Raw genomic sequence first — 7,704 nt, forward strand, 5'->3', positions numbered from 1 at the left:
GTAATTGTTCGTAATTCATATTATTAAGCTAATTTTTTCTTTTATTTTACCAAAGCGATCGCACTTTCGCAAGAGGTTTAATGATTATTTTAAGCTTAGGGATAAGTAATTCTTTTAGCTTATCAGCACGCTCTCGATTGTCTTTGACTGAGAAGAGATATTGTTCAGCAGACCCTATCAGTGGCAAGTCAACGATTTGTGACAATTCGGTTTCCTCAACTGAACTCATATTTGCTCTCCGACATGACAAGTGAAACGAAAACTAATCGATATTTTAACTTTTTTTCGACATATCCTGAAATAGGTCATGCTTCCCCGGCTCCTAAAACTTGCGCTGTGGTGAGTTTCAGCCTTGTAGGGTGCGTCAGTTATAATACTTACTGGACAAGGGAAACGCTTATGGACTAACGCACCCTACTATCGTCTTTTAAATGCCCAACAGCTTATGACTCAAATAAATCCCGATCGCACTGCTGGTACAATTGCGATCGACGTTTGCGCTCAATCAAACGGGCAGTATCTTTGTCAGATTTCGTCATCTCTGAGCGATCGCCCTGATGATACCATGAATTTTTACGGACAAACGAAAGAACACGCGATCGCGATCGCCCTGGAAAATTTAGCATCTCGCTACCGCCAGCAAGCCGAAGACTCTCAAAATATAGATTGGGATGCGGTGGAAATTTCGGATTCGGAAGAGCCGATTGAAAAGCGTTATCACGTAATTTTGCACTACGAACGAATTGCTAAAGATGAATCTAAGTTTGAGGCAATGCACAATACAATGATGGGAAATACAGTAGTTGAAAATGCCAAAATTTCAATAATTGAGATCGATCCCGATATCGAAATCGAGGCCAGAGGGCTATCAAAATATTGAACCCTCGGGACTTAGGTGCAGATGGGCATCTTACCCTACGCATCAGCGATCGAAACGTGAGTTTGAGGCGGCGATCGACTAGAAGCGCTCGCATAATTTCAAATCCCCAAAATTTCTTTTCTATTACTCCCCCGCAAAATCTGCCCTAAACTTCTCCACAACTCGATTCAACTCAACCGAATGAGAAGCTTTAAATAAAATCCGATCGCCCTTTTCGACAAATCCCAACAACCGCTTTGCTAAATCTTCCCGCCCATCCTTGGCTGTAATATCTCCTATCTCCACAAAATGCAAACCCGTAGCCCCCGCAGCCATCGCCGCCGCTTCCTCAAAATCAGCAAAAACAAACAAAGCATCCAGATTCAACTCTCGCGCCGCCCTTCCCACTTGCCGGTGAAATTCGATCGCCCTGTCGCCCAATTCCTTCATCGTTCCCAACACGGCAATCCGGCGCTTTCCCGGAGTATCTGCTAACAGTCTCAGCGCCGCCAACATCGACTCCAAACCAGCATTATAAGTCTCATCCAGAATCACAATATCCTGCGGCAAATCGTAGCGGCGCGCCCGTCCATCCGGTAACTGCACGGACAAACCTTGCTTTAAAACTCCCCAATCAATACCTAACACTTTTCCTACCGCCAAAGCCGCCAAATAATTTACAGCATTGTGACGCCCCGGTAATGGCAGTGGCAACTCCATACCATCTAGAAGTATTGTATCATTATTTAGTAATTCCCCGCACAAATCCCCACCTTCTAAACCATAAGTTAAAGTTTTTCCCTGCCAAACTGTGGCTGCAGTTGCGATTAATCTATTGCCATCGTGATTGAGAATAGCAATGCTATCAGCAGGCATTTCCGCTAAAAGTTCGCACTTAGCTTGGGCGATCGCGTCTTCCGAACCCAATCGCCCGATATGTGCCGTTCCTACATTAGTAATTACCGCCACAGTAGGACGCGCAATTTGCGACAGTAGCGCAATTTCGCCACTCCCGCGCATTCCCATTTCAATTACAGCATAATTGTGGGTCGGTGAAAGCTCCAACAGAGTTTTTGGTACACCAATTTCATTGTTGTAGTTATATTGAGTTTTAAGAACATTTCCCTTTGTTGACAAAACCGTCGCAATTAATTCTTTAACAGTAGTTTTACCGACAGAACCAGTAACAGCAACTATAGGTATACTGAATTGATCACGCCACCAACGGGCGATCGACTGATAAGCTTTTAAAGTATCGTCCACGCGCAACAGCGGAAAATTAGGCAATTTCTCTTGCCAATCTCGATCGACAATCGCCGCAATCGCCCCCCAATCTCGGGCTTTTTCCACAAATTGATGGCCATCAAAATTGTCTCCCCGCAACGCCAAAAATACTTCGCCCCCCTCAAGAGTTCGCGTATCTGTGGCAATACCTGTCCCTAAAGCTGTCAAAATGCCCTCAGACACAGCAGGCAAAGGTACACTTAAAATTTCAGCAATTTGGGCGATACTTACGCGACAAACCATAACCAGCACTCACATTTCAAATAATTATTTTCACAGCTAATTCTACCTCGCCCAACCTCAAATTCAACTGACAGCGGGCTGCGGATCAGGATTGACCTTGATCATCCTAATACTAAATCGTCCCCTCACCAAGAAATGACCCCGTACGCACCCACAATCTTTACCAATACTTTACAAAGTTGATGGTGATTTAAGGCCTTGCTAATTACCAACAATTCATGTCATGCTGGTGTTGGTAATTAGTTTACCTAAGCAAAAAATATCGATCGGCTTAAGCTGCTGACAGCTTCTACCCATAAGCCTCATCCGGCCAGAAGCTCGGTTGACTCAATTATTGGGATTCATTGGCCAATTCATCAAGCTAATAGCGCTGAAAGCTCCTGCCCCAGCCTCGGAGGGTTAATCCACAGTGAACGACTACAACAGACAAAGCCACGAAGAAGAACAGCTACTTTACAACCACTGGCTCGAGTTGGTACAACTAGAGCAGCCGGCCGAACTCATCAGCCGCTTTCGCACTTTGTTTATCCAGGGCAGCGGATATCCCGATCACTCCGTCGCCAACGCACTCGAAAAAATAGCACGCTCAGAACACGCTGAACAAGAATTCAAATACATCCTCAACCGCTGCTGCCACATCCTGATCAACCGCTGGCAAACTTACCCCAGCAAGCAAGCCGCCATCCCTGAATTGATCGCTGTGTTTGAAGAAGCGCCCAAAATATTATTTGGATACAATCGATCGGGGGGGCGAGGCTCCATCCCCAAATTAGTAAATCAATTTATCGAAAGCGAACAGTACCTCACCCTCAAACGCTTAGCCAAAGTCATAACTCACAGCAATGAAGATAACAGCAACAGCAAAACCCCTGCTAGCCTTGCCCTCGGAACCTTAATTCCCCGTTACCCTTACCTCTACAAACACTGCCTCCTCAGCGACGACAGCACCTACGAACAACAAAAAATCATTAAAAAAATCCAAGCTCAAAAGCAGCAGCAATTTGAGATCAACCTCTCACAATATGTCGCTCACCAAGTGAGAAAAGCTCAAATAGCGCGTCGGGAAACCTCCATTTCCTTCGGCAGAAATATACAGCTTATAAAAAATCCGACCCTGTTGACCGACCCGGAACTATTCTTTGCCCTCAAGCAATTTGTGGGGAAAGTAGAGGGAGCCGATACCTACAGAGAGCTAGCGGGCCGTTTCACGGCGAACGCCAGTACAAATCAGTCCTACCGATCCTTTAAAGACGACTTGTACGAATACCTGATTTCTTCTGTCACCGATGAGCGCTACGGCAAACGTCAATTTAACGAAAAATTGTATAAGCAACTACAAAATACCTCTCCTCACAGCGATGATCAGAAGTTCAACGAATTTTTAATGATCAGAACTTGCAGCCAGTTATTGAACTTTTTAGTAGTAGAGAGTCCTGTGCGGCCCAACCACTTTGTCTTCATCGACCTGATCTCAAACCTCGGGCCTACCCAAACCACAGGTTTGCTGCTGAAAATCGTACTAATTTGTGGCAAAGTCAAGCCCTATCTAGAAAAGCGGCTGGCAATTTTGTTCGGTCACTATGAATTCAGTACCCGAGAAGGCGTGGTGTGGTTAGTCAAAGCCCTGGAAAACGTCAACCTAGCTTTGAGTACCAACTTTGGCAAGGTGGATGTATCTTTCCTGCGGTGAGAGCGCGTGCCACAACTTTCTGTGCTTCCACCTTGACAAAACATCACACCGATCAACCAGGTTTCTGAATACCCTAAAAGTTTTACGTTTAATTATAACGACTTAATTAACTGCTGAAACCTACTCAAAAGACGCTATTCTATGTTAAAGTACCAAGTGTGAATCAGATTCAGTTGCAGGCTTTGTTCATTGCTACAGAATTGTCTAAAAACTTGCCCTTCTGTATCGGCAGGGGACTCTCCGAAACTGAAATCTTCGCACTGTCTAAATTTTGGAGTTATTCCTCATGTCGATATACGTCGGTAACTTATCCTACCAAGTTACCCAAGAAGACATCACCACCGTCTTCGCCGAATACGGAACCGTTAAGCGGGTACATCTACCTACCGACAGAGAAACCAGTCGCCCCCGCGGCTTCGGTTTTGTTGAAATGTCAACCGATGCAGAAGAAGATGCAGCGATTGCTGCTCTCGACGGAGCAGAGTGGATGGGTCGCGACCTCAAAGTTAACAAAGCCAAGCCCCGCGAAGATGAAGGCGGCCGGGGCGGCGGCAACCGGGGCGGCGGCGGCCCTGGAAAATTTGCTCGCGGAGGGGGCGGCGGCGGAGGACGTTATTAATTTCCTCTGATAAAGATTTGAGATTGGAGAGTTGAAATTGGCGATCGAGCTCACCTAGCTCCGAACCACTTCCGGCCGTTCCGAAAAACCTATGCTCTTCAAATTTCCATATCTACCGGATTAAATATACCAAAAAGCCAAGGGCCGAACCCTTGGCTTTTTGGTATGAGGGTTGACGGTATGAGTCTGAAACAGACTGGGCGAATCCGTTGCAGTACCGTCAGGTTCTAATCGTCAGGTTCGATGCTGCTGCTCAATCCATGATTATTGAGCGTTTCAGCGTAAAACTCAGCGTGTTCGAGAGCGCAAACAATCACCAGTCCCATTCCGTTAGTGTGGGCTTCCATCATCACATTCACAGCCTGTGGCTGAGTCAGACTCGGTACCGTCGCCATCAAAGTCTGCACCACGTACTCCATAGGATTGAAATCATCATTGTGCAGCAGAACGCGGTAGCGCGGTGCAAGCTTGCGGACTGTGGAACTTTTTTGAATAATTTCGACAGACACTAATCTATACCTCCTGACTTGTAAAATGTTAAAATTTGTCAACAATCTTGAGCCGGATTCCTCCGCTGTGCAAGAGTATGTCACTTTCAGCTATTTTATTGAAATCTGAAAATTCAGACAAGGCAGCCCCTTTGTCGATCGCTCGCTGTGAACCCCCCACCAAACCCAGAGGGGGTGTCCTGGGCCCTCCGCAACCACCTTTGTAGCGCCATAATATTAGAAAGGCGAGATCGGTTAAAAATAACAAACTACTACCTGTTGAGTCTCCAGAACTGAGGGAACCTTATATGAAACGCAAACCTAAATCCTACAACGACGACAGATTCAGCGGCGACCCATCCCGGGGAGATGAAGACTCCGGCTCATTTGGCGGACAGTCGCGGCGTCAACCTCAGTCCGGCAAACCCTCTTTCCTCAATTCTGCCACCCTAGGGATTTTAACAGCCGTCTTTATTCTGGGAATTGGGATTGGCATTGCCTTTAGCTCTACAGCTACAATTAGCCCTGAGAACGTAGCCTCCCGTGAATTTATCGATCGCAGCGCCCCGAACCCAGAACTTTGCGTGCAGTTTGGAGCAAGTGCGATGGTGACAGATATGCGCCTCTACGTCACCCTTAACCCCTTCAACGTCTACATCTCGCAGCCGAGTATGCGCCCGGGATGCGTCTTGCGAACCAATAACTGGGCAATTCTGGAACAAAGAAAACTCATCAGCCAAAACCAAGTGCGAGAGTGCAAAAATCGCATGAACACCTTTGGCTTCACCGGCCCCCTGGAAGCTCAACCCGAAATTAACTGTATCTACCAAAACGACGGCGCTAAAAACCTGTTCCTCAACCAACCGGGTTCGATAGCTCCAACCACGGAAGGTCAAAATTTCTAAATCCCCGATATAGCGGTTTTGGCGTTGCTTAATCAGGGTATGAAAAAAATAAGTTAAAAATCCAGAAGCTTTGTGGATAGTGGTTTCTATGATTTGCATATTTAGTCTTTCATACCCTAAATCCGCAACGCCCGGTTTTCATTGGAGTCAATTACAGATAGGGGGTAGGACTTAGGCAAAGCCTAAGTCCTTACTTTATTTCATAGAATGGAAAACTGCTCTAAGAAAATATTGAACTAAGAGGTTCGAGGGAAGAAAAAAGTCTTCCCTCAAACCTCTTCCTTCTTCCTTCTTGCTTCTTCCGACTTCCATCGGACGGACATCCGTTACATCCGTTACAGAATCCGTTGCCGAACTTCCTTCTTGCTTCAAAAACCGAACTGGGGGAAATCTTCCGTTAACTGAACTTGCAAAATTTGGCCGGGTTGAATCGTAGCAGGTTGAGGAGCAGCCACGTAAGTTGTAGCAACACCACCGGCTGCTCCAGCCAACAAACCGATGCCGGAAAAGCCGCTCAGCAAGAACAAAGCTAAGCCACCAATACCAGTATTTCGCAACAAACTGCGATCGGAAGGCTGTTGTCGGCGGCCTTCCACAGCCTGGGATCGAGCCAAGAGAGGGATATTGCGGCCGTTCAGACTAATAGCTTCGACAACAAATCGACTACCGAGGTTGGTCGTTTCAAATCGGCCGATGACAGGCGTATTAGCAGGTACGATCGTATTACCGCGACTGTCGAGAATTTCCCCTTGCAGCAGCAACACTTCCTCTCGGCTGGGCTTCGCTTGCAGCCGCAAAGCCCGATCGCCGGGGTATAGCAAACTGAGCTCCGTGCCCGCCGGCAACAAGACATTCGCCCCAGCCGCAGCCTGCAAAGGAGGATTTGAGCGGCCGCGAGGAAGTGGTTCACCAAAAGTAAGCGTCCGCTGTTGGGGTGCAGCAGCAGCCGTTCTTTGAGGAGCTAGGCGGGGTACAGCAGCAGCTTGTAGCCCACGGCGTTCGTCAAGGCGAACATTGACTAAAGGCACTCTTAGCGGCCGGATTTGGTCATTTGGAGTTGGCGGCTGCGAATAATTTGTAGCAAGATTCAGGGGAGTAGGAGGCTCAGGTCGATCGACCTTTGGGGCACCAATTGAGTTGGAATCTGTCGGTGGCTGGTTTTGCGGTACTTGTATGGCAGGCTGGGGTTGAGTTTCGGGAGTTTCCATGCTCGCAGTCGGTTCGAGCAAAGGACGCAACACCCAGCGATTTTCTACCCCAATTCTTTGGAATTGAACTTGCCCTGCGCTGAAACCGACTCCTGGAGCAAAATTGACCAGAATTCTGGCCGTTCCCGGTTGAAGTTGACTCACCCCCACAGAACGCACTCTGCCTTGCGGGTATAGCTGAGTTGCATCTACTCCGATCTCAGTATTGGGTAAATCCACAGCAATCTGAGACGGGTTGAGTAGAGAATATGTGGGGGTTGTTCCCTCTGGAAGAGTAATTTCTAGCTGATTTGTCGCCGGATCGAATTTCCAACTTGTGACTGTAGAAGCATGGGTGCATCTCACTTTGGCAAATACATCAAATTGAAAGTTGACCGTTGAGATAAGCACAGCGAAGAGCAAGGATAG

8 protein-coding genes are annotated in these 7,704 nt (G+C 47.3%); 4 read left to right on the plus strand and 4 right to left on the minus strand.

Annotated features, from left to right (window positions below):
- Positions 1 to 46: 46 nt before the first annotated feature.
- On the minus strand, positions 47 to 229 hold the full coding sequence (locus QUA40_RS26580; RefSeq protein ID WP_333131437.1) for a hypothetical protein: 183 nt from the start codon (positions 227 to 229) through the stop codon (positions 47 to 49).
- Between the two features lie 216 nt (positions 230 to 445).
- On the opposite strand from QUA40_RS26580, the gene QUA40_RS26585 reads away from it, so the two are divergent.
- Positions 446 to 880, plus strand: coding sequence for a hypothetical protein (locus QUA40_RS26585; protein ID WP_333131439.1), 435 nt, complete (start codon positions 446 to 448; stop codon positions 878 to 880).
- Positions 881 to 1,003: 123 nt separating this feature from the next.
- On the opposite strand, the gene QUA40_RS26590 is transcribed toward QUA40_RS26585, so the two are convergent.
- A complete protein-coding gene (locus tag QUA40_RS26590) occupies positions 1,004 to 2,386 on the minus strand; it encodes a UDP-N-acetylmuramoyl-tripeptide--D-alanyl-D-alanine ligase (protein ID WP_333131440.1) in 1,383 nt (460 codons plus the stop codon).
- A 409-nt stretch (positions 2,387 to 2,795) separates the two neighbouring features.
- Between QUA40_RS26590 and QUA40_RS26595 the strand changes: the two genes are divergently transcribed.
- Together QUA40_RS26595 and QUA40_RS26600 are read left to right on the plus strand one after the other, a co-directional pair.
- The gene (locus tag QUA40_RS26595; RefSeq protein ID WP_333131442.1) at positions 2,796 to 4,076 is read left to right on the plus strand and encodes a hypothetical protein; all 1,281 of its coding nucleotides are present in this window, start codon (positions 2,796 to 2,798) and stop codon (positions 4,074 to 4,076) included.
- Positions 4,077 to 4,362: 286 nt separating this feature from the next.
- On the plus strand, positions 4,363 to 4,695 hold the full coding sequence (locus tag QUA40_RS26600) for an RNA-binding protein (protein WP_190743136.1): 333 nt from the start codon (positions 4,363 to 4,365) through the stop codon (positions 4,693 to 4,695).
- Between the two features lie 227 nt (positions 4,696 to 4,922).
- Here the strand turns inward: QUA40_RS26600 and clpS are convergent, their stop codons facing one another.
- A complete protein-coding gene (clpS, locus tag QUA40_RS26605; protein WP_172192892.1) occupies positions 4,923 to 5,204 on the minus strand; it encodes an ATP-dependent Clp protease adapter ClpS in 282 nt (93 codons plus the stop codon).
- A 287-nt stretch (positions 5,205 to 5,491) separates the two neighbouring features.
- Between clpS and QUA40_RS26610 the strand changes: the two genes are divergently transcribed.
- Positions 5,492 to 6,088 (plus strand): DUF3172 domain-containing protein, encoded by a 597-nt coding sequence (locus QUA40_RS26610; protein ID WP_333131444.1) that lies wholly within the window; start codon positions 5,492 to 5,494, stop codon positions 6,086 to 6,088.
- Positions 6,089 to 6,456: 368 nt separating this feature from the next.
- On the opposite strand, the gene QUA40_RS26615 is transcribed toward QUA40_RS26610, so the two are convergent.
- Positions 6,457 to 7,704, minus strand: a 1,248-nt coding sequence (locus QUA40_RS26615; RefSeq protein WP_333131446.1) for an AMIN domain-containing protein, incomplete at its 5' end; no start/stop codon positions are given.

It is taken from the genome of Microcoleus sp. Pol11C3 (assembly GCF_036701485.1).
Lineage (GTDB): Bacteria > Cyanobacteriota > Cyanobacteriia > Cyanobacteriales > Microcoleaceae > Microcoleus.

What these genes read in the sequence shown, in the direction of transcription:
- QUA40_RS26585 (WP_333131439.1), top strand. Translation starts at nt 446, where the DNA reads ATGACTCAAATAAATCCCGATCGCACTGCTGGTACAATTGCGATCGAC.
- QUA40_RS26600 (WP_190743136.1), top strand. Translation starts at nt 4,363, where the DNA reads ATGTCGATATACGTCGGTAACTTATCCTACCAAGTTACCCAAGAAGAC.
- QUA40_RS26610 (WP_333131444.1), top strand. Translation starts at nt 5,492, where the DNA reads ATGAAACGCAAACCTAAATCCTACAACGACGACAGATTCAGCGGCGAC.
- QUA40_RS26580 (WP_333131437.1), bottom strand. Translation starts at nt 229, where the DNA reads ATGAGTTCAGTTGAGGAAACCGAATTGTCACAAATCGTTGACTTGCCA.
- QUA40_RS26590 (WP_333131440.1), bottom strand. Translation starts at nt 2,386, where the DNA reads ATGGTTTGTCGCGTAAGTATCGCCCAAATTGCTGAAATTTTAAGTGTA.